Source organism: Kitasatospora sp. SC0581 (assembly GCF_048159585.1).
Taxonomy (GTDB): Bacteria; Actinomycetota; Actinomycetes; order Streptomycetales; family Streptomycetaceae; genus Kitasatospora.
Genome location: NZ_JBLRWA010000019.1, coordinates 132,621 through 150,433, shown reverse-complemented (window position 1 = coordinate 150,433; position 17,813 = coordinate 132,621). Strand labels below are relative to the sequence as shown.

Annotated in this window: 18 protein-coding genes; 6 read left to right on the top strand and 12 right to left on the bottom strand. The window is 73.3% G+C overall.

The window, feature by feature from the left end; all coding sequences use genetic code 11:
- Positions 1 to 264 precede the first annotated feature (264 nt).
- The 3 genes from ACLWS4_RS25645 to ACLWS4_RS25635 all read right to left on the bottom strand — a co-directional run bounded on the left by ACLWS4_RS25645 (position 265) and on the right by ACLWS4_RS25635 (position 2,180).
- A complete protein-coding gene (locus tag ACLWS4_RS25645; RefSeq protein WP_049657098.1) occupies positions 265 to 1,068 on the bottom strand; it encodes a DUF3710 domain-containing protein in 804 nt (267 codons plus the stop codon).
- 69 nt (positions 1,069 to 1,137) lie between these two features.
- Entirely contained in the window at positions 1,138 to 1,605 is a 468-nt protein-coding gene (gene dut, locus ACLWS4_RS25640; RefSeq protein WP_049657091.1) for a dUTP diphosphatase, read from the bottom strand.
- Complete coding sequence (locus ACLWS4_RS25635) at positions 1,602 to 2,180, bottom strand: PaaI family thioesterase (RefSeq protein ID WP_049657100.1); 579 nt, start codon at positions 2,178 to 2,180, stop codon at positions 1,602 to 1,604. Before ACLWS4_RS25635 ends, dut begins: the two co-directional genes overlap by 4 nt.
- Before the next feature lie 134 nt (positions 2,181 to 2,314).
- Here ACLWS4_RS25635 and ACLWS4_RS25630 point away from each other — a divergent pair, with 134 nt between their 5' ends.
- Positions 2,315 to 2,764, top strand: coding sequence for a DUF3093 domain-containing protein (locus ACLWS4_RS25630; RefSeq protein WP_049657093.1), 450 nt, complete (start codon positions 2,315 to 2,317; stop codon positions 2,762 to 2,764).
- A gap of 268 nt (positions 2,765 to 3,032) precedes the next feature.
- Here ACLWS4_RS25630 and ACLWS4_RS25625 read toward each other — a convergent pair whose 3' ends face one another.
- The 4 genes from ACLWS4_RS25625 to ACLWS4_RS25610 all read right to left on the bottom strand — a co-directional run bounded on the left by ACLWS4_RS25625 (position 3,033) and on the right by ACLWS4_RS25610 (position 7,043).
- Complete coding sequence (locus tag ACLWS4_RS25625; RefSeq protein WP_030285479.1) at positions 3,033 to 3,332, bottom strand: DUF4193 domain-containing protein; 300 nt, start codon at positions 3,330 to 3,332, stop codon at positions 3,033 to 3,035.
- Positions 3,333 to 3,804: 472 nt separating this feature from the next.
- Positions 3,805 to 4,788, bottom strand: coding sequence for an acyl-ACP desaturase (locus ACLWS4_RS25620; RefSeq protein ID WP_049657095.1), 984 nt, complete (start codon positions 4,786 to 4,788; stop codon positions 3,805 to 3,807).
- A 229-nt stretch (positions 4,789 to 5,017) separates the two neighbouring features.
- Positions 5,018 to 6,316: a sensor histidine kinase gene (locus ACLWS4_RS25615; RefSeq protein WP_416875312.1), complete on the bottom strand. Its 1,299-nt coding sequence runs from the start codon at positions 6,314 to 6,316 to the stop codon at positions 5,018 to 5,020.
- A gap of 73 nt (positions 6,317 to 6,389) precedes the next feature.
- Complete coding sequence (locus ACLWS4_RS25610) at positions 6,390 to 7,043, bottom strand: response regulator transcription factor (RefSeq protein ID WP_049657097.1); 654 nt, start codon at positions 7,041 to 7,043, stop codon at positions 6,390 to 6,392.
- 444 nt (positions 7,044 to 7,487) lie between these two features.
- Here ACLWS4_RS25610 and ACLWS4_RS25605 point away from each other — a divergent pair, with 444 nt between their 5' ends.
- Positions 7,488 to 7,673: a hypothetical protein gene (locus ACLWS4_RS25605; RefSeq protein WP_030057688.1), complete on the top strand. Its 186-nt coding sequence runs from the start codon at positions 7,488 to 7,490 to the stop codon at positions 7,671 to 7,673.
- A gap of 190 nt (positions 7,674 to 7,863) precedes the next feature.
- Here ACLWS4_RS25605 and ACLWS4_RS25600 read toward each other — a convergent pair whose 3' ends face one another.
- On the bottom strand, positions 7,864 to 8,682 hold the full coding sequence (locus ACLWS4_RS25600) for an inositol monophosphatase family protein (RefSeq protein WP_079272792.1): 819 nt from the start codon (positions 8,680 to 8,682) through the stop codon (positions 7,864 to 7,866).
- A gap of 78 nt (positions 8,683 to 8,760) precedes the next feature.
- Positions 8,761 to 9,903, bottom strand: coding sequence for a ferrochelatase (locus ACLWS4_RS25595; RefSeq protein WP_380781513.1), 1,143 nt, complete (start codon positions 9,901 to 9,903; stop codon positions 8,761 to 8,763).
- 131 nt (positions 9,904 to 10,034) lie between these two features.
- On the opposite strand from ACLWS4_RS25595, the gene ACLWS4_RS25590 reads away from it, so the two are divergent.
- Both ACLWS4_RS25590 and ACLWS4_RS25585 read left to right on the top strand, forming a co-directional pair.
- Positions 10,035 to 11,303 (top strand): MFS transporter, encoded by a 1,269-nt coding sequence (locus ACLWS4_RS25590; RefSeq protein ID WP_380781515.1) that lies wholly within the window; start codon positions 10,035 to 10,037, stop codon positions 11,301 to 11,303.
- Positions 11,304 to 11,406: 103 nt separating this feature from the next.
- The gene (locus ACLWS4_RS25585; RefSeq protein ID WP_375876169.1) at positions 11,407 to 12,729 is read left to right on the top strand and encodes a D-arabinono-1,4-lactone oxidase; all 1,323 of its coding nucleotides are present in this window, start codon (positions 11,407 to 11,409) and stop codon (positions 12,727 to 12,729) included.
- Here ACLWS4_RS25585 and ACLWS4_RS25580 read toward each other — a convergent pair.
- Entirely contained in the window at positions 12,726 to 13,607 is an 882-nt protein-coding gene (locus ACLWS4_RS25580; protein ID WP_416875311.1) for a hypothetical protein, read from the bottom strand. The two genes, ACLWS4_RS25585 and ACLWS4_RS25580, sit on opposite strands and share 4 nt — an antisense overlap.
- 517 nt (positions 13,608 to 14,124) lie before the next feature.
- Here ACLWS4_RS25580 and sepH point away from each other — a divergent pair.
- Complete coding sequence (gene sepH, locus ACLWS4_RS25575) at positions 14,125 to 15,207, top strand: septation protein SepH (RefSeq protein ID WP_074005654.1); 1,083 nt, start codon at positions 14,125 to 14,127, stop codon at positions 15,205 to 15,207.
- Positions 15,208 to 15,263: 56 nt separating this feature from the next.
- Here sepH and ACLWS4_RS25570 read toward each other — a convergent pair whose 3' ends face one another.
- Entirely contained in the window at positions 15,264 to 16,142 is an 879-nt protein-coding gene (locus ACLWS4_RS25570; protein WP_380781260.1) for a sulfurtransferase, read from the bottom strand.
- A 251-nt stretch (positions 16,143 to 16,393) separates the two neighbouring features.
- On the opposite strand from ACLWS4_RS25570, the gene ACLWS4_RS25565 reads away from it, so the two are divergent.
- Positions 16,394 to 17,137 carry a VOC family protein gene (locus tag ACLWS4_RS25565; protein ID WP_310593192.1) on the top strand — a complete coding sequence of 248 codons (744 nt, stop codon included), beginning with the start codon at positions 16,394 to 16,396 and terminating at the stop codon, positions 17,135 to 17,137.
- Positions 17,138 to 17,148: 11 nt separating this feature from the next.
- Here ACLWS4_RS25565 and ACLWS4_RS25560 read toward each other — a convergent pair whose 3' ends face one another.
- Positions 17,149 to 17,805, bottom strand: a complete 657-nt coding sequence (locus tag ACLWS4_RS25560; protein WP_074005657.1) for a thymidine kinase — start codon at positions 17,803 to 17,805, stop codon at positions 17,149 to 17,151.
- Between the last annotated feature and the right edge of the window lie 8 nt (positions 17,806 to 17,813).

Genomic DNA, 17,813 nt, shown 5'->3' with positions numbered 1-17,813 from the left:
AGGAACGGACGCTTCCTTCGGACCGCCTTCCAGCGGACCCTCCGGGCTTCGTTCTTTCGTGTTTCCAGCTTATCAGATGTTTTCCGCTCCGTTTTCCGGAGTTTCATTCATCGGATTCACTTTCCGCTTCGCCGCCCCGGTCTCCCGCGGCGACTCCGGAACTGTACGGGCACCGGCACGTCACATGCAAATCGCCCCTGCCCGGGAGCCCGGGCAGGGGCGATCAGTGCCGATCAGGGCCGGCCGAAACCGGCCCGAACCGGGTCAGCGAACCTCGGTGATCTCCGGGCCGCGCGCGAACGGGTCGAGCGCGGTACCGCCGAAGCGGTTCTCGCCCTCACCGGCGGCGGCGGTCGCCCCGCCACCGTCGGCGACCATCTGGGCGTCCTCGGGAAGCTTCAGGACGATCGGGTCGCGGGGAGCCATCGGGGACTCGCCGCGCACGACGACCGTCTGCCGGAAGACCTGCTCCAGGATCCCGGCCATCTCCGGCTGCACGGCGGCCTGGCCCGAGATCACGCCGCGCAGGAACCAGCGCGGACCGTCGCAGCCGACGAACCGCACCAGCTGCACGCCCTGGGTGCCGTCCGGCAGCTGCACGGGGACCCGGGCGCGGAGGTGCCAGCCGAGCGGGCCCTCCTCCTCCTCGATGAGGCCGCCCTGCGAGGTGATGCCGTTGGCGATCTCCTCCCGGACCTCCCCCCAGATGCCCTCCGACTTCGGGGCCGCGAAGGCCTGGAGCTGGATGGCGCTGTTTCCGAGCACAAGGGTTGCCGCCACGATCGCGTCACCGGCGACCTCGACGCGCAGCTCCATGCCCTCGACGCCGGGGACCAGCAGACCCCCGAGGTCGACGCGCCCCTCCTCGGGGTTCTCCAGCTCGGAGTGGTCCCACGGACCGTCCGGCCGGGGGGCCGGCGGCAGGCCGACCCTGTCGGCCGGGTCCAGCTCGGTCACGTTCTCGCTCTCGGCGGAACCTTCGACGTCATCGGCCGTCTCGTCGGCGCTGATGGCGTCGTCGGCGAGCTGCTCGACAGCGTCCTCGCTCTTCTGGCGACGACGGAACACGGTCACTGCCCTTCCCGGTCCAAGACCGATGCGAATGCCTGCTCGGCTTCCTGCGAGGCCGCGGGCATGCTAGACCGCGGCATGGCCGCCGGTCGACCCGAACCCGCCCTCGGCGCGTGCCGACCCAGGCAGCTCCTCCACCTCGTGGAAACGGGCCTTCTCGACCTGCTGGATCACCAGCTGGGCGATTCGGTCCCCTCGGCGGAAGCTGACCCCCTCGCGCGGGTCCAGATTGACGACGATCACCTTGATCTCTCCACGGTACCCGGCATCGACCGTCCCCGGGGCGTTCACGAGGGCAACACCGCAACGAGCTGCCAGGCCCGACCGGGGGTGGACGAAGGCCGCGTAGCCGTCCGGCAGGGCGATGGCGATGCCGGTGGGCAGCATGACCCGCTCGCCGGGGGCCAGCTCCGCGTCGACGGTGGTGCGCAGGTCGGCACCGGCGTCCCCGGGCTGCGCGTAGGCGGGCAGCGGCAGCTCGGGGTCGATGCGCTTGATCAGGACGTCCAGCTGCGGGCGGGGGGTGTCGCTCAAGGGTTCACCTCAAAGGCTCGTGCGCGCTTCATCAGATCCGGGTCGTCGAGGACCTTCTCGATGTCCTCGGGACGACCGTGCGTGGTGAAGTGTTCCAGCTTTACCTGGATGAAGAGGGCCTGGGACCGGACGGCGACCGGCCCGTCCGGTCCGCCGATCCGCGCCTCGGCGGCGCTGTAGATCTTGCGGCCGTGCACGCCGGTGATCCAGGCGCGCAGGTGCAGCACCGAGTCGACGGGCACCGGGCTGAGGAAGTCGGTCTCCAGCCGGCCGGTCACGGCGGGGGCGTGCAGCAGCCAGTTGAGCGTGCCGAGGGTCTCGTCCATGGCGGTGGTCAGCAGCCCGCCGTGGGCCAGGCCGGGGCCGCCCTGGTGGGCGTCGCGGACGGCGAACTCGGCGGTGACGTCGAGTCCCTCGCCGGCGACCGCGTCGATCCGCAGGCCGCCGGGGTGCTGCGGGCCGCAGCCGAAGCAGTGCTCGTAGTGGGAGCCGAGCCGGGTGCCGGGGGCGGGCGCCTGGGGGTGGCGCTCCGGCAGGACGGCGTCCGGCGGCGGGGTGGTCGGGGACGGCGGTATGGCGGGCGCCGGCCGGTCGGTGGGGGTGCTGGGGGCTGTCGTACCGGTCACGGGGCCCCAGCCTACCCAGGGGTAGCGGGCCTCCGGTGGGGGTGGCGTCCCGGGCCGGACGTCAGGGCGACCACAATGGAGGCATGTACGACGAACGCCTCACGGTGCCGCGCTCCTGGTGGCTGCTCCCGATCGCGCTGGGTCTCACGTTCGCGCTGATCCTGATCCGGGTCAGCGGTCCGGCCGCGCTGATCGGACTGGTGGTCGGCATCGCCGCCGGCGCGGTCGCGATCAGCAGCTACGGCTCGGCCCGCATCCGCGTGGTCCAGGGCTCCCTGGTGGCCGGCCCGGCCCGGATCCCGGTGGACGCGCTCGGCGACGCGCAGGCGCTGAGCCCCGCCGAGGCGGCGGCCTGGCGCGGCCGGAAGGCCGATCCGCGCGCCTTCATGCTGCTGCGCAGCTACGTCCCGACGGCGCTGCGGGTCGAGGTGACCGATCCGACCGACCCGACGCCGTACCTCTACCTGTCGACCCGCTCGCCGATGAAGCTGGCGGAGGCGCTGGAGGACGCCCGGCGCGGCGCCCGCACCTGAGGCGGACCGGGCCGGCCGCGAGGCGGTCGGGCCCGGACACGGGCCGGACGGAAGAGGCCGGACAAACGGAGAGGGACGGTTCCGCTGCTGCGGGACCGTCCCTACGACTTTGTCCTGACCGGTCGACCGGCCGACTCCGTCCTCCCGGGCCCGTCCAGACGGACGATGCCCGGACCTGCCGTCCGGCCCCGCTGCCCGGGGCCGGAAGGAGCGGTGTACCGGTCCCGCGGGCGCAGCCGCGGGCACCGGGTCCTGTCCGCCGCGGTGCTCAGGCGCCGCAGTCCCGGCAGATCGGGTTGCCGTTCTTCTCGCTGTAGAGCTGGCTGCGGTGGTGCACGAGGAAGCAGCTCATGCAGGTGAACTCGTCCGCCTGCTTCGGCAGGACACGGACGGCGAGCTCCTCGTTCGAGAGGTCGGCACCGGGGAGCTCCATGCCCTCGGCGGCGTCGAACTCGTCGACGTCGACAGAGCTGCCGCCCTTGTCGTTCCGCCGAGCCTTGAGCTCCTCGATGCTGTCTTCGTTGAGCTCGTCGTCGGTCTTGCGTGGGGTGTCGTAGTCGGTTGCCATTTTTCGCTCTCCCCCTCCGGGTTGTGCGGTGTGTGCGGTATCTCCAGCGCACGTAACGCATGGGGGGTCGGTCTTGTGCCCGACCCGAGGCGGAGATTTTGCCTTACTTCAAGCCCTGTTACTCAATCGACACTCAGCCCGGGCTCCATCGGGGTGATCCCCAGGGCTGTGGAAGGCCTCACGCTGGGCCATCACCAGCCTTCCGGGGACCCGGTAAACCGACCACGCACAGTGAGCACAATCGGTGTGGATGTCTGGGGAATCCCTTGTCCATCAGGGATGCCGACCGATTCCGCGGACCGACCGGTGACCGGAATCCGGTCACGGACGGCGATCGACACCCCTGATCAGGTGATCACTCTCCGGGGTTGCCCGGAATCGTGGAGCGACACGGTGTGAGCTTGGTCACGTTCAGAATCATCCAGGGCAAACCGCGGGAAATCCACCCACTCCGACCGCTCGGTCCAGCATCTCAGCCGGCGTTCCTCCGGGCCTCCCGGCGTGCCAGCAGGGCGGCCTGGCGCTCCTCGAACTTCCGGGCCTGGCCGTCCAGCCCGTCGAGGAAGACGCCCAGCTCGTTCTGCGCCAGCAGGCCCTCCGGGCCGAGCCCGCCGATCTCCATCACCTTGAGGTGGCGCAGCACCGGCTGGAGCACGTCGTCGTGGTGGATGCGCAGGTTGTACACCCCGCCGAGGGCGATCTGCGCGGCGGCGCGCTCGAAGCCGGGGATGCCGTGGCCGGGCATCCGGAAGTCGGTGACCACGTCGGCGACGGCCCGCATGGCCTGGTCCGGGGCGATCTCCAGGGCGGCCTTCAGCAGGTTCCGGTAGAAGACCATGTGCAGGTTCTCGTCGTTGGCGATCTTCGCCAGCAGCTGCTCGCACAGCGGGTCGCCGGCGTACCTGCCGGTGTTGCGGTGCGCGATGCGGGTCGCGAGCTCCTGGAAGGCCACGTACGCGACGGAGTGCAGCATGCTGTGCGCGTTGTCGGACTCGAAGCCCTCCGACATGTGGCTCATCCGGGCCCGCTCCAGCTCCACCGGGTCGACCGCGCGGGTGGCGAGCAGGTAGTCGCGAATGGCTATTCCGTGCCGGCCCTCCTCGGCCGTCCAGCGGTGCACCCAGGTGCCCCAGGCGCCCTCGCGGCCGAACATGGTCGCGATCTCGTGGTGGTAGCTGGGCAGGTTGTCCTCGGTCAGCAGGTTGACCACCAGCGACACCCGGCCGACCGGGGTCACCTTGGAGTGCTCCAGCGACCAGGCCTCGCCGCCCAGCACGCCGTCGAAGTCGCGGCCCTGGCTCCACGGGACGAACTCGTGCGGCATCCACTCCTTCGCCACGCCCAGGTGGCGGTTGAGCTCCTTCTCGACGACCTCTTCGAGGGCGAGGATCAGCCGCGCGTCGGTCCAGCCGCTCGCGACGAGCGGGGAGCTGCTCTGCACAGGGGCGATGGTCACGGTGGTGCTCCTGAGGGGACGGCACGCGCTGGGACGGGCGCGCTGGACGGGGACACGTCGTGGACCCGTCGGCGGGGCGCCGACGGACTCACCTACGGTTGCGTAGGTTACGACACCGTAAGTTGCTCGGGCCGGAAAAGACAAGCCGCCCCCGCCAGGCCTTATGTCGTCTTGACGGGCCTGGCGGGGGCGGCTGGAAACGGTCGCCCGCGGAAGGGGCGTTCGACCCTTACGGCGAGGGGATGCGGACCCTCATGGTGAGGCCGCCGCCGGCGCGCGGCGTGGCCTCGATGGTGCCGCCGTGGGCGCGCACCACCGAGCGGACGATGGACAGGCCGAGCCCGACCCCCTTGTCGCTGCGGGTGCGGTCGGCGCCCTTGACCCGGCGGAACGGCTCGAAGATGTGCTCCAGCTCGTACCCGGGCACCACCGGGCCGGTGTTGGAGACCACCAGCTCGCCGCCGCCGGGCACCGCGGTGGTGGCCAGCTCGACCCAGCCGCCCGGGGTGTTGTACCGGACGGCGTTCTGCAGCAGGTTGAGCGCGAGCCGCTCCAGCAGCACGCCGTTGCCGGCGGCCATCGCCGGATCGAGCTTCGAACGCAGCTCGACCTCGCGCTTGTCGGCCTCGCCCCGGGTCTGCTCCAGCGCCCGGGTGGCCACCTCGGACAGCTCCACCGGGCGCCGGTCGGTCAGCTCGTTCTCGCTGCGGGCGAGCAGCAGCAGGCCCTCGACGAGCTGCTCGCTGCGCTCGTTGGTGGCCAGCAGGGTCCTCCCCAGCTGCTGGAGGTCGGAGGAGGTCGCCGGGTCGGAGAGCTGGACCTCCAGCAGGGTGCGGTTGATCGCCAGCGGGGTGCGCAGCTCGTGCGAGGCGTTGGCGACGAAGCGGCGCTGGGAGTCGAAGGAGCGGTCCAGCCGGTCCAGCATGCCGTCGAAGGTGTCGGCGAGCTCCTTGAGCTCGTCGTCCGGGCCGTCCAGCTCGATCCGGCGGTGCAGGTCGGAGGAGGCCACGTCGCGGGCGGTGCGGGTGATCCGGCCGAGCGGGCGCAGGACCCGGCCGGCCATCGCGTAGCCCGCCGCGAAGGCGATCACGGCGAGGCAGAGCAGCATGGTCAGCGACTTGCGCAGCAGGGTGTTGAGCGCGGAGTCGGAGCGCGCCAGGAAGTCGGCGGCCTGCAACTGGTTGTAGCCCGTGCTGTTCATCGTGGAGTGGACGCCGTCCGGGCTGGTGACCTGGATGCTGCCGTCGAAGACCAGGCTGCGCGGTGCCAGGTTCGAGACGGCGTCCTGGAAGAACACGTACATCAGCAGCAGCAGCACCACACCGGCCATCAGGAACATCCCGCCGTAGAGCAGGGTGAGGCGCATCCGGATGGTGGGGCGGAAGGGGAACCAGGCGAGCATGCCGTCGCCGGGGACGTAGGACCCGGGGCGGTGGACGCGCGGCGGGGTCAGGGGCTTCGGCGGGACGGCACGTGGGCCGCCGGCGGGCGCGCCGGAGGCCCCGCCGGCCGGGGGCGGGGTGGTCATGATGGTCCTCTCGGGGCGTCCGCCGGGGCGGGCGCTTACGGCGGGGAGTCTCGGGGTGGGCGGACTCCGGTCGTCAGATCCGGTAGCCGGAGCCCGGCACGGTGACGATCACCGGCGGGTCCCCGAGCTTGCGGCGCAGCGTCATCACGGTGACGCGCACGACGTTGGTGAACGGGTCGGTGTGCTCGTCCCAGGCCTTCTCCAGGAGCTGCTCGGCGGAGACGACGGCACCGCCGGCCCGCATCAGCACCTCCAGGACGGCGAACTCCTTGGGGGCGAGCTGGACGGTGCGCCCGTCGCGGATCACCTCGCGCCGGCCGGGGTCGACCGAGATGCCGGCCCGCTCCAGTACCGGGGGCAGCGGGATGGTCGCGCGGCGGCCCAGCGCCCTTACCCGGGCGACGAGTTCGCTGAAGGCGAACGGCTTCGGAAGGTAGTCGTCCGCGCCGATCTCCAGGCCCTCGACCCGGTCGCTGATGTCGCCGGAGGCGGTCAGCATGATCACCCGGGTGGCCAGGCCCTGCTCGACCACCTTGCGGCAGACGTCGTCCCCGTGGACCAGCGGAAGATCGCGGTCCAGGACGACGACGTCGTAGTCGTTGACCGCGATGCGCTGGAGCGCGGCCTCCCCGTCGTACACAACGTCGACGGCCATCGCCTCGCGGCGCAGACCGGTCGCGACGGCCTCTGCAAGCAGCTGCTCGTCCTCGACGACGAGAACCCGCACGGTCGTTGTCCCTTCTCCAGGCCGGCCCCGGAAGCGGACGCACGGCTCCGACGGTGCCTCCATCCTGCCTGGTCGGGCGGTAAAGCAGCGATAAGCTGCCCCTCGGGCACGGAACCCGGGTCCGCGGCGGTCACTGTTCGCATCCGCACCACTCCGCTTGGACTGTGACACGGGCAACTTTCTCGCGCCGAAAGGTTTCCCCGCCCTGGGGGCGGGGAGGACAGCTGCACACCCGCGATCTGGCTGACGGCCGATCGCACCCACCCGCCGTGCGTTCATCCGCGCCGGCCCTGGGGCTGGGACATCACCGGGAGCGGCCGAAGGGCCGTCTCCGCACCCGTCCGGACTGCCACCACCTTCCGGCCTGGGTGCTTTCACCGGCTGGACCTTCCCCGGGGCGGAGAGCGCACGACCGTGCACGTCCGACACAGTAAGGGGGCCCGTATGGACGCCTTCAAGGCCGGAATCCTGCAGCGCATAGCCAACGCCGAGCAGGACCTGCACCGCGCGATCGAGGCCGGGGACGAGTTCCTCGCCGAGGTGGAGCAGTCCGAGCTGGACGACCTCCGCCGACTCGCCGCCGAGCACGGCGTGGACACGGTGCTGGAGCGCCACCGCACCGCTGCCTGACCCGTCCGGCACACCGACCCGTCGCCGGACCTCCGGCACCAGCGGCCCTACGGGGGCCGTGCGAAACCCAGGCCCTGGCATCCCCCGTATGTCAGGGCTCTTCGCATGCCCGGGGGCCTTCGCACCCGGGCCCGTCGCACGTCCGGGCCGTCCCGCCGCCGGGGTTCCGGCGGCGGGACGGCGGAACCGGTCAGTCCGCCCAGGCGCGCAGCGCGGCCAGCCGCTCCTGGAGCGGCTGGTACACGCCCGGAGCGGCGGCCACGGTCAGCTCGCCGTCCGGCCCGTGCCCGGGCCGGCCGCCGACCAGGGCGCCGGCCTCGGTGGCGATCAGGCAGCCGGCCGCCCGGTCCCAGGGGGCCAGGCCGCGCTCGTAGTAGCCGTCCAGCCGCCCGGCGGCGACGTCGCACAGGTCCACCGCGGCCGCCCCGCCCCGGCGGATGTCCCGCACCTCCGGCATCAGCGCCAGCAGCACCTCGGCCTGCCGGACCCGCACCGGCTGGACGTAGTTGAAGCCGGTGGCGATCAGCGCCTGGCCCCAGGGCGGGGCCGGGCGGGCCGAGAGCGGGCGGCCGTCGAGGCGGGCGCCGCGGCCCAGGACGGCGTGGAACAGCTCGCCGCGGGCCGGCGCGTACACCACGCCGACGACCGCCCGGCCGTCCACCTCGGCGGCCACGCTGACCGCCCAGGAGGGCAGCCCGTAAAGGTAGTTGACCGTTCCGTCGAGCGGGTCCACGACCCAGCGGACCCCGCTGGTGCCCGGCCGCTCGGCGCCCTCCTCGCCCAGGTAGCCGTCCTCGGGGCGGCGGTCGGTGATCAGCTCCAGGACGAGCTTCTCGGAGGCGAGGTCCATCTCGGTGACCACGTCGACCGGGCTGCTCTTGGTACCGGCCACGCCGAGGTCGGCCGGGCGGCCGTCGCGCAGCAGGGCGCCGGCCTGCCGGGCCGCGTCCAGGGCGACCTCCAGCAGGTCGTCGAGGAGGCCGTCGTCGGGCAGGGCGGGGGTGGGCACGGGGGTTCTCCTCCGGGGCGACGGGACGAGCGGGACGGGCAGGACTGGCGGGACGGGTGGAACGGGCGGGACGGGCGGTCAGCGCTCGGCGACGGCCGGGCGCGGGGCCCGCGGGTTGGGGCAGCAGGCCACCGCGCACACGTCGTGGCTGGGGCCGAGGGCGCCCAGGGCGCAGCGGGTCACCGGCTCGCCGCGCTCGGTGGCGGCGCGCTCCAGGACAAGCTCGCGCACGGCGGCGGTGAACCGGGGGTCGGCGCCGACGGTGGCGGCGCGGGAGACCGGCAGGCCGATCTCCGCGGCCTTGGCGACGGCCTCGGTGTCGAGGTCGTACTTGACCTCCATGTGGTCGGAGACGAAGCCGATCGGGACCATCACCACGGCGGGCGCGCCGTCGGCGTGCTGGGCCTCCAGGTGGTCGCAGATGTCGGGTTCCAGCCACGGGATGTGCGGGGCCCCGCTGCGGCTCTGGTAGACCAGCTCCCACGGCCGGTCGGCCACGCCGGTGCGCTCGGCCAGCGCGGCGGCGATCAGCCGGGCCACGTCCAGGTGCTGGGCGACGTAGGCGCCGCCGGGCTCGCCGCGGGCCGGGTCGTCCGGGGCGCCGGAGGACTCGGCCATGGAGTGCGGGATGGAGTGGGTGGTGAACGCCAGCCGGGCGCCGGCGCGGACGGCCTCGGGCAGCTCCTCCAGGGCGGCCAGGGCGGCGTCGACCATCGGCTCGACGAAGCCCGGGTGGTTGTAGAAGTGCCGCAGCTTGTCGACCCGCAGGGCGGGCCCGCCCTCCTCGGCGAGCGCGGCCAGCGCGTCGGCCAGGTTCTCCCGGTACTGGCGGCAGCCCGAGTAGCCGGCGTACGCGCTGGTGGCGAGCACGGCGATCCGGCGGTGCCCGTCGGCGGCCAGCTCCCGCAGGGTGTCGACCAGGTAGGGCGCCCAGTTCCGGTTGCCCCAGTAGACCGGGAGGTCCAGCCCGTGCTCGGCGAAGTCCTCGCGCAGCGCGGCGAGCAGCTCGCGGTTCTGCCCGTTGATCGGGCTGACCCCGCCGAACATGAAGTAGTGCTTGCCCACCTCCTTCAGCCGCTCCTTGGGGATGCCGCGGCCGCGGGTGACGTTCTCCAGGAACGGGACGACGTCCTCGGGGCCCTCGGGCCCGCCGAAGGACAGCAGCAGCAAGGCGTCGTACGGGGCGGCGCCGGACGGGGAGGGTTTGCGCGCGTCGGACATGGAACCGATCCTGCCACTGAGGGACCGGGCACCGTCGCCGGGGCCGCGCGAGTGCCCGGAAAATACCGTTTGCCAACGTACGTAAGCTGTGTTTGCCAGCCTTGTTCCTTACTCCCCCGCCCGGAGCTCCCGTGCTGTCCAGCTACCGCCAGATATTCGCCTCCCCCGGCACTCTGGCCTTCTCCACCACCGGCTTCGTCTCCCGACTGCCGATCTCCATGACCGGGATCGGCATCGTGACCATGCTGTCCCAGCTCCGGGGCTCCTACGGGGTCGCCGGCCTGGTCTCGGCCTGCCTCGCGGTCTCCGCCGCGATCCTCGGCCCGCAGGTCTCCCGGCTGGTGGACCGGCACGGCCAGCGCAGGATCATCGTCCCCGCCATGGCGCTCACCATCGTCGCCGTCACCGGCCTGCTGCTCTGCGCCCGGCTGGAGGCCCCGGACTGGACGCTGTTCGTCTTCGCCGCCGGCATGGGCGTGATGCCGAGCACCGGCGCGATGGTCCGCGCCCGCTGGGCCCACCTCTACCGCGAGGACACCGGCAAGCTGCACACCGCCTACTCCTTCGAGGCCGTGGTCGACGAGGTCTGCTTCATCGTCGGCCCGATCCTCTCCATCGGCCTCGCCACCTCCGTCTTCCCCGAGGCCGGCGTGCTGCTCGCCGGGGTCTTCCTCGCCGTCGGCGTCCTGCTGTTCGCCGGGCAGCGCTCCACCGAGCCGCCGGTCCATCCGGCCGCCCGGCAGGAGGGCGGCTCGGTCATCCTCAACCGCGGCCTCCAGACGCTGATCCTGACCTTCGTCGCCACCGGCGCGATCTTCGGCTCGGTCGAGGTGGTCACCGTCGCCTACGCCGAGGCCCAGGGCCACAAGTCGATCTCCAGCGTGATCCTCGCCCTGTGGGCGCTCGGGTCCTGCCTGGCCGGGGTCGTCTTCGGCACCCTCAAGCTCACCGGCTCGATGGCGGTCCGCTTCCTCGTCGGCGTCCTGTTCATGGCCGTCAGCATGGTGCCGCTGCTGCTGGTCGCCCATGCGGTGCACGGCATCGGCGGGCTGGTCGTGGTCGGAGCCGCGCTGCTGGTCGCCGGCATCGCCATCTCCCCCACCCTGATCACCGCGATGGCCCTGGTCGAGCGGCTCGTCCCGGCCGCCCAGCTGACCGAGGGCATGACCTGGACCACCACCGGCCTGGCCCTCGGCGTCGCGGCCGGCTCCTCGGCCGGCGGCTGGGTGATCGACGCCTCCGGCGCCGCCGCGGGCTACTGGGTGCCGCTGGCCGCCGGCCTGCTCGGAGTGGTCGCCGCCCTCGCCGGCCTCGGCCGGCTGCGCGCCGGCCTGACCGCCGAAGCCGGCGCCGGGACGGCCGCCGAAGGGGCCGGACGGACCGTAGACGCCGAACGGTGAACTGACTAGCCTCGCCCTACCCACGGGGCTACCCATGGGTAGGGCGGCTGCGCCGCCCCGGACCGCGCCGAACCCGTTCGGCCACGGAGCAGGAGGCAGCGCAATGCCCCAGGCCAGTACCGCGACCCCCACCCGGTGGACCAACTGGGCCGGCAACCAGAGCGCCCGGCCCGCCCGGGCCGCCGCCCCCGGCACCGTGGAGGAGCTGGCCAGGGAGATCCGGCGGGCCGCCGAACAGGGCCGCACCGTCAAGGCCGTCGGATCCGGCCACTCCTTCACCTCGATCGCCTCCGCCGACGACGGCGTCCAGATCCGCCCGCACGCGCTCACCGCCGTCCGCGAGATCGACCGCGAGGCCGGCACCATCACCGTCGAGTCCGGCCTCCCGCTGCACCGGCTCAACCGCGTCCTCGCCACCGAGGGCCTCTCGCTGACCAACATGGGCGACATCGAGGTCCAGACCGTGGCCGGCGCCACCAGCACCGGCACCCACGGCACCGGCCGCGACTCCGGCTCATTGGCCGCCCAGATCCGCGCGCTGGAGATCGTCCTCGCCGACGGCACCGTCCGGCACTGCTCCCCCACCGAGAACCCCCGGCTCTTCCAGGGCGCCCGGCTCGGCCTCGGCGCCCTCGGCGTGATCACCGCGCTCACCTTCGGCGTCGAACCGGCCTTCCTGCTCACCGCGCACGAGCAGCCGATGGGCTTCGACGAGGTGCTGGAGCGCCTGGACGACCTCACCGCCGTCAACGAGCACTTCGAGTTCTACTGGTTCCCGCACACCGACCGCTGTTCCACCAAGCGCAACAACCGCAGCCAGGGCCCGGCCGCCCCGCTGCCCCGGTTCAAGGAGTGGCTGGAGGACGACTTCCTCTCCAACACCGTCTGGGAGGGGGCCTGCCGGGTCGGCCGGCGCTTCCCCGGCTCGATCCCCTCGATCGCCTCGCTGGCCAGCCGGGCCTGGTCCGAGCGCAGCTTCACCGACACCGCGTACAAGGTGTTCACCAGCCCGCGCAAGGTCCGCTTCGTGGAGATGGAGTACGCGGTGCCGCGCGCGGCCGTCGGCGAGGTGCTGCGCGAGCTGAAGTCCCTGGTCGAGCGCTCCGACTGGAAGGTCGGCTTCCCGGTCGAGGTGCGCTTCGCCCCCGCCGACGACCTCTGGCTCTCCACCGCCTCCGGCCGGGACAGCGCCTACATCGCCGTCCACCTCTACCGGGGCACCGCCGACCAGGGCTACTTCACCGGCGTGGAACAGCTGATGACCGCCCATCAGGGACGGCCGCACTGGGGCAAGCTGCACACCCGCGACGCCGCCTACCTGGCCGGCGTCTACCCGCACTTCGGCGACTTCACCGCACTGCGCGACGAGGTCGACCCGCGGCGGCTGTTCGGCAACGACTACCTGCGCCGGGTGCTGGGCGACTAGGGCGTCGCCGCGTTGTTGCCGTCGGCCGGCGGCGGGGCCACCGGCGCCTTCGCCGGTTCGTTCGCCGGGGCGCTGTTCGGCGCCGTCGGCTGCGGGGTCGCTCCGCCGGTGGGCTTCCCGCCGCCCGCCGACGGGGAGGCGCCGGCCGACGGGGTCGCGCTCGGGCCCGCCGAGGGTGAGCCCGTTCCCGCGCCGGTGCTCGGCGTGTCGACCGGCTCCCGGCCCGGCCGGGTGGTCGACGGGGCGGAGGCGCCACCGGAGGGCGCGTTGTCCTGCCCCTGCTTCCCGTTCCCGCCCTGGGACGGCCGCTCCGGCGGGGCGTCCTGTTGCCGGGAGGACTTGGGCGCCACCGAGCCGCCGAAGGACGTGCCGTTGCCGGACTCGCCCTTGACCGTCGCCGACACCGGCTGCCCGGTGGCCAGTTCGAACACCACGATCGGCGTCATCGCCAGCACGAAGACCAACCCGGACACCGCCGCGTACGTCTTCCAGCCCCACCGGCGACGCGCCCGGACCACCTGCGGCTCGTTCCACTCCGAGGTGATCACCGGCGGCTGCACCCGCGTCTCCGGCAGCTCGGACTCGACCGGCACCTGGCGCAGGGTGTTGGCCGCCTGGTTCGGCCCCCGGTCCACCGCCTCGCGCAGCTGCTCGCCGGTCCGCTTGAAGATGTGCTGGAACACCGCGCCGCCGGTGGTGGCCCCGATGCTCACCACGGCGGCGCCCAGGATCGTGCCGTACACCCCCAGTTCGGAGGCCAGCAGCGCACCCACCACCGTGGCCAGCGCACTCGCCGCGACCTGAGCCACACTCAGATCGATGCGCCTGCGCTCCTCCTTGGCCTTGCCGCCCTCCTCGGCGGGGCTCCGCTCCGGCATCAACATCCCTCGGTCCCTACGGCTGTTCTTCGTACAAGGCTCTCCATCTTGCCCAAAGAAGGACACAAGGGACGAAAATGCGGTTCTCGGCGCCCGGATTGTGTGAAGATGATCACCGTCCGTCCGGCGGTGGTCCGCCATCGGGGGAGCACGCTCTTGAGATTCCCGTGAATCGCGGGAGACTTGAGCGGCGAGCCGCCCCTGTGGATGCCACGAATGGAGTACTGTTCGTAAAGCCCGAGCCTTGGGTCGACTTGTCGACTGCGCCCCCACCGGCAGCTTGACAAGGAGACACGGACCGGGCACGCACGGCGACGCCCGTCCCGGATCGTCGCGTTCACTGCGCGTGCGAGGACGGCCGGGACACCCAGGCGCGACGTCAACCGATGGCGTGGCAAAAAGGCAACCGTGCCACAGCGGCGTGCGCGGGCGTAAGCCCGACACGCCGGGGAACTCAGCAAGGTTGTGGCCAGTCGCGAGTGGGCAGGCCACACTCAGTACGGGAGCAGCGACGCAGGTGACGTCGGCAGGCACCACCCGGGAGGTAACCGTGCCCGAACTGCGGGTTGTGGCCGTCAGCAACGACGGCACACGGCTGGTGCTCAAGGCTGCCGACAGCACGGAGTACACCCTTCCCATCGACGAACGGCTGCGCGCCGCCATCCGTGGCGACCGGCCGCGCCTCGGCCAGATCGAGATCGAGGTCGAGAGCCACCTCCGCCCCCGGGACATCCAGGCGCGGATACGAGCCGGTGCCTCCGCGGAGGAGGTCGCCCAGGCCGCCGGGATCTCCGTCGACCGCGTCCGCCGCTTCGAGGGCCCGGTGCTCGCCGAGCGCGCCTTCATGGCCGAGCGCGCCCGCAAGACCGCCATCCGCCGCAACGGCGAGTCCCCCGGCCCGCAGCTCGGCGAGGCCGTCGCCGAGCGGCTCGCGCTGCGCGGCGCCGAGAAGGAGACCGAGCGCTGGGACTCCTGGCGGCGCGACGACGGCACCTGGGAGGTCATCCTCTCCTACCGGGCCGACGGCGAGGGCCGCAGCGCCTCCTGGACGTACGACCCGCCCCGGCGCCTGGTCCAGCCCAACGACGACGAGGCCCGCGCGCTGATCGGCGAGAACGTCGAGCGCGAGGAGGAGTCGGTCTTCCCGTTCATCCCGCGGATCGCCCGGCTCCCCCAGGACCGGCCGCCCCGCCCGATGATCGACCGGCCCTCGGCCGACCGCATCATGTCGTCCCGCGAGGTCCGCGAGTCGCGGGAGGCCACCGCCGACGCCCGGGACTCGCTGACCAGCCTGCTCGACGTGGTCCCCGCCTTCCGCGGCGACCTCGCCGTCGGCGCCCCCGCCCCGATCGAGCCGGTGCCCGCGGAGGTCGCCGAGGAGACCGAGGAGTCGGCCGCGGCGGCCGCCGCCCCGGCGGTCGGCGCGGGCTCGGCCTACGCCGACATCCTGATGCCGCGCGCCGTCGCCCCGCACCGCGAGCGCCTGGTCGGCACCACCGACCGGCAGGCCGAGGCGGACGGCGTCCGGCCCGGTCGCCGGGCCACCGTGCCCAGCTGGGACGAGATCGTCTTCGGCAGCCGGCGCAAGAAGCAGGAGTAGCGACGTCGAAGGGGCGGGAGGCTCGGCCTCCCGCCCCTTCGACATGCCCGGGGAGATCAGCCCGGCTGGTCGGTGACCGCCACCGGGCGCGCCCCGTCGCTCGACCACTCGCTCCACGAGCCCGGGTACAGCGCGGCCGGCAGGCCCGCCACCTCCAGCGCCAGGACCTGGTGCGCCGCCGTCACGCCCGAGCCGCAGTACACCGCCGTCTCCCGCTCCCCCGCGCCCAGCCCACGGAACCGGGCGGCCAGCTCGGCGGCCGGCCGGAACCGGCCGTCCGGGCCCACGTTGTCGGCCGTCGGCGCCGAGACCGCGCCCGGGATGTGCCCGGCCCGCGGGTCCACCGGCTCGGTCTCGCCCCGGTAGCGCTCCCCGGACCGGGCGTCCAGCAGCAGGCCGCGGCGGGCCCAGGCCGCGGCGCCGTCCCCGTCCACCGTCGGCAGCTGCCCCGGCACCGGCTTGAAGTCGCCCTCGCCGGGCTCCGGCAGCTCGGCCGTCACCGGCAGCCCGGCCGCCTGCCAGGCCGCGAAGCCGCCGTCCAGCACCCTGACGTCCCGGTGCCCTGCCCAGCGCAGCAGCCACCAGGCCCGGGCCGCCGCCATCGAGGCCGCGCCGTCGTACACCACGACCGGGCGCCCCGCGCTCACCCCGAAGCGGCGCATCGCCGCGCCGAACTCCTCCGGGTCCGGCAGCGGGTGGCGCCCGCCCCGGCCGGGGGCGCCGGGCGGGGCCGCCAGGTCCCGGTCCAGCTCCACGAAGTGGGCGCCGGGCAGGTGGCCGGCCCGGTACTCCTCGGCCGCGGTCGGGCCGCCCGGCGCGGCACCGACCAGCTGGTAGCGCACGTCCAGCAGCACCGGCGGCAGCGCGGAGGCCAGCGCCTCCCGCAGCCCGGCCGCGGAGATCAGCGGGGAACCGTCGTTGTAGGTGGTGGTCATGGCGGCCATTGTCGCGCAGCGCCGCCCCGGCGGCGGGTGATCGGGATTCCCGCCGCCCCCGGACCCGGCGGAATCCGACGCGAATCCGGCGGGAATCCGCAGGACACGCCCGACCCGTCGCTCTTTGTGGGGTCTTTGCCGGACTTTCCGCGCGGCCCGAGGGTTGGGCGCCCGCCAGGGTGGAAGCATCACCCTCGCGCGCGAGGATTTCCGTGCGCCAACCACCCACGAGGAGGCCCGCATTGCCCGCGGTGGAACTCCGACTGGCCCAGGGCACGCCCTGCTGGGTCAGCCTGCTGACCGACGACCTGCCCGGCGCCCGCGCCTTCTACGGCGCCCTGCTCGGCTGGACGTACACGCCCGGGCCCGGCCAGCTCGGCGACTACGTCCGGGCCGAGCTCGACGGGGCACCAGTGGCCGGCCTCGGCGTCTCCACCGCCACCGGCTTCCCGGTGCAGTGGACCACCTACTTCGCCGTGGACGACGCCGACCGCACCGCCCAACTGGTCCGCGAGTGCGGCGGAACCGTCGCCGTCGGGCCGCTCCAGGCCGAGCGCGCCGGGCGGATGGCCATCGCCGCCGACGTCTCCGGCGCGGTCTTCGGCCTCTGGCAGGGCGAGGAGCACCTCGGCCGGGAGGCCGGCCGCGAACCGGGCGCCCCGGCCTGGGCCGAACTGCTCACCCCCGACGCGGAGGGCGCCGCCGGCTTCTACTCCACCGTCCTCGACCGCCCGGTCCGCTCCGGCCCGGAGGAGACCGCGCTGCTGGTGGACGGCCGGCCGGTCGCCGGCATCCGGCACCGCGCCGAGCTGCGCGGCCACCCGCCGCGCTGGCGCACCCACTTCGTGGTCCGCGACGCCGAACTGACCGCCCGGCACACCCTCGGACTCGGCGGCCGGGTCCTGGTCGAACCGCACGACACCGCCCGCGGCCGCGCCGCCCGGCTGGCCGACCCGCAGGGCGGGCACTTCTCCGTCCTGGAGGTGCTTCCCTAGGGCCCCGGCTCTCAGGCCTGCTGCTCCTCGAAGGGCAGCACGTCCGGGGAGAGCACCGAGGCGTGCGCCGTCGCGGCGGTCAGCCGGCGGCGGTGGTGGCGGCGGCACAGCACCTCGTAGCCGACCTCGTCCCGGTCCACCGAGATGTCGCCGATCACCACCTGGGCGCCCTCGACGACCATCACCCCGCCGACCGTCCGGGCGTTGTGGGTGGCCCGCGCACCGCACCAGCAGAGCGCCTCGACCTGGAGCACCTCCACCCGGTCGGCCAGCTCGATCAGCCGCTGCGAGCCCGGGAACAGCCGGGTGCGGAAGTCGGTGGTGATCCCGAAGGTGTAGACGTCGATGTCCAGTTCGTCCACCACCCGGGCCAGCTGGTCGACCTGCTCGGCGGCGAAGAACTGGGCCTCGTCGCAGATCAGGTAGTCCACCCGGCCGCCGGCCGACAGCCGGTGCACCACGTGCGCGTGGAAGTCGAAGTCGTCCGTCACCTCGACCGCGTCGGCGCGCAGGCCCAGCCGGCTGGAGATCGTCGCCGCGCCCGCCCGGTCGTTGCGGGTGAGGATCACGCCCTGCCGGCCGCGCGCGGTGTGGTTGTGGTCCATCTGCAGCGCCAGCGTCGACTTGCCGCAGTCCATCGTGCCCGAGAAGAACACCAGTTCAGCCATGGGTGGAG

What these genes read in the sequence shown, in the direction of transcription:
- ACLWS4_RS25630 (WP_049657093.1), top strand. Translation starts at nt 2,315, where the DNA reads ATGTACGACGAACGCCTCACGGTGCCGCGCTCCTGGTGGCTGCTCCCG.
- ACLWS4_RS25625 (WP_030285479.1), bottom strand. Translation starts at nt 3,332, where the DNA reads ATGGCAACCGACTACGACACCCCACGCAAGACCGACGACGAGCTCAAC.
- ACLWS4_RS25615 (WP_416875312.1), bottom strand. Translation starts at nt 6,316, where the DNA reads ATGACCACCCCGCCCCCGGCCGGCGGGGCCTCCGGCGCGCCCGCCGGC.
- ACLWS4_RS25605 (WP_030057688.1), top strand. Translation starts at nt 7,488, where the DNA reads ATGGACGCCTTCAAGGCCGGAATCCTGCAGCGCATAGCCAACGCCGAG.
- ACLWS4_RS25595 (WP_380781513.1), bottom strand. Translation starts at nt 9,903, where the DNA reads ATGTCCGACGCGCGCAAACCCTCCCCGTCCGGCGCCGCCCCGTACGAC.
- ACLWS4_RS25585 (WP_375876169.1), top strand. Translation starts at nt 11,407, where the DNA reads ATGCCCCAGGCCAGTACCGCGACCCCCACCCGGTGGACCAACTGGGCC.
- ACLWS4_RS25580 (WP_416875311.1), bottom strand. Translation starts at nt 13,607, where the DNA reads ATGCCGGAGCGGAGCCCCGCCGAGGAGGGCGGCAAGGCCAAGGAGGAG.
- ACLWS4_RS25570 (WP_380781260.1), bottom strand. Translation starts at nt 16,142, where the DNA reads ATGACCACCACCTACAACGACGGTTCCCCGCTGATCTCCGCGGCCGGG.
- ACLWS4_RS25560 (WP_074005657.1), bottom strand. Translation starts at nt 17,805, where the DNA reads ATGGCTGAACTGGTGTTCTTCTCGGGCACGATGGACTGCGGCAAGTCG.